The following is a 1,894-nucleotide window of genomic DNA, read 5'->3' as shown; positions in this document are numbered from 1 at the left end:
CCCAAGGCCACGGCGAAGGCCGCTGCCGCGCCCGCGGAGAAGCCGTCGGCGAAGGCGGCCCGCACCGCGGACGCGGACGCCCGGGCCGCCGCGCGGGCGGAGGCCGGCGGGCACGAGCGGACCGGCCGGCTGCAGGAGGCCCTCCGCTTCTACACCCAGGCCGAGGCCCTGGGCGACAAGGAGGCCAAGCACGAGATCGCCCGGATCTGTCTGAAGCTGCGCGACCGGACCGACGATCCCGAGGAACGCCGGCGGCTGCGGAAGCGCGCCGTCAAGCGGTACCGCGAACTGGCCGAGGCCGGCGACCCCAGGGCGATTCATGCGATGGCCGAGCTCGACACCACCAACAGCGAGAAGTGGCAGCGCCAGTCCGCGCTGGCGGGCAGCACCAAGGCCATGCGTGAGGTCGCGCGGACCCACCTGGAGGCCGACGGCCCCGGCGACGTCCGCACCGCACTGGACTGGCTCCGCCGGGCCGGCCAGGCCGGGAACAACGCCGCGATCATGGACGGCGCCCGGGCGTGCGAGGCCCGCGGCGACATCCGGGAGGCCATCGACTGGTACCGCTGGGCCGCGGAGTGCGGCAACGAGCGGGCCGCCCGGGAGGCCGACCGCCTGGAGACGAGCCACGTCGGGACGGCCATCTGGCGCCGCCTGTCCGGGCGGATCCGCCGCACCCTCGGGTGACGGGCGAGCCACGGGCACGGTGCGGAGCGGCGCCGTGCAGTGCTGCGCCGTGGGTGCGGCGGCGTCAGGATCGCGTCAAGGCGGGGCCCGTCCGCGTAGGCCGTGCGTCAAGAACCGGTACCCGGGGAGGGCGGAGGGAATCCACTGGTGGAGCGGGACCCGGGTGACCGGGCCGCCCGTCCGACCACCGGAAGGAAACACCTGCCGTGACCGACCGCCACGTCCTCGCCGCCGTCCTCGCCACCGTCCCCGCGCCGTCGAGCAGCCGCCGAGCCGTGCCGCCGGCCGAGGTGCGGGGGACCGCCCGCACCCTCCGCCGGGACGCCGCCGACGGCCCGGAGGAACCGCGGGCCGACCGCGCCCGCACCACCGGCAACTGCCGCACGGCACTGCAGTACCTCGACTGACGGCACCTCACCGACCCTCCCGACCAGGCCACCCGAGGACGAGCGATGACCACCGACACCACCGTGCCCGACGAACCCGAGGAACCCGGCGCACCAGGGGCACCCGGCGGACCAGCGGCGCATGCCCTCCGCTTCGTGCCCGTACGGACCACCGGCCCGGTGCAGGTGCTGCGGCTCTTCCGGCACCGCGACGGCAGCCGCTGCGCCGTCGCCTTCAGCACCGCCGCCGCCCTGCACGCCCTGCTCGGCCCCGACCAGGAGGCGGCCGAGCTCACCGAACCCGCCCTGCGCGGCCTCACCGCCCCGCTCGGCATCGACCGCCTCGTCCTCGACCCGGGACTGGTCGCGCCCCACCCCGGTGGCACCGGGTTCCCCGCCGGCGCCACGCTCCGCGGGCTGCCCGCCGCCGAACGGCCGCTGGAACGGCAGTGGTGACGCCGCGTCCGCTGCACGCCGTCGTCCGGCTCTGCCACGGCCCCGCGCCCCTCGACTTCGACCACCTGGCGGCGCGCTGCCCCGCCGTACGGTCCGGCCTCGCGCTGGCAGGGGAGGCCGACCTCGAACTCCTCCTCGCCTGCACCGGCCCCCGCGAACTGCACGCCGTCGTCGCGGAACTGCGCCGGGCCGGCGCCACCCGCCTCCGCGTCGAGCTGGTGCTCCGCACCCTCGCCCCGGCCGCCACCCCCGCAGCGCCGCCGTCCCCGCCCCTCCTCATCAGGAGCGCCGCGCCATGACCACCCTGTCCGCCCACCCGCCCACCGGTCGCCCATCGGTATATCACACCTCAGAAATCCCCTGAA

At 76.7% G+C, this 1,894-nt stretch carries 4 protein-coding genes; all 4 read left to right on the top strand.

Features of this window, described 5'->3' with window-relative positions:
- On the top strand, positions 1–687 hold a 687-nt coding region (locus ABZ641_RS35505), incomplete at its 5' end, for a hypothetical protein (protein WP_359988541.1).
- Positions 688–893: 206 nt separating this feature from the next.
- Positions 894–1,094, top strand: coding sequence for a hypothetical protein (locus tag ABZ641_RS35500; RefSeq protein WP_359988539.1), 201 nt, complete (start codon positions 894–896; stop codon positions 1,092–1,094).
- A 45-nt stretch (positions 1,095–1,139) separates the two neighbouring features.
- Positions 1,140–1,529 (top strand): SAV_915 family protein, encoded by a 390-nt coding sequence (locus ABZ641_RS35495; RefSeq protein WP_344626907.1) that lies wholly within the window; start codon positions 1,140–1,142, stop codon positions 1,527–1,529.
- Entirely contained in the window at positions 1,526–1,828 is a 303-nt protein-coding gene (locus ABZ641_RS35490) for a hypothetical protein (RefSeq protein WP_359988537.1), read from the top strand. The genes ABZ641_RS35495 and ABZ641_RS35490 overlap by 4 nt, the downstream gene beginning before the upstream one ends.
- Positions 1,829–1,894: the final 66 nt, after the last annotated feature.

This window comes from Kitasatospora sp. NPDC007106, assembly GCF_040634455.1.
Taxonomy (GTDB): Bacteria; Actinomycetota; Actinomycetes; order Streptomycetales; family Streptomycetaceae; genus Kitasatospora; species Kitasatospora arboriphila.
Note: the sequence above shows the minus strand (reverse complement) of the source record. Positions and strands in the feature narration are given on the sequence as shown.

Coding starts and splice junctions, on each gene's coding strand:
- ABZ641_RS35495 (WP_344626907.1), top strand. CDS start 1,140: ATGACCACCGACACCACCGTGCCCGACGAACCCGAGGAACCCGGCGCA.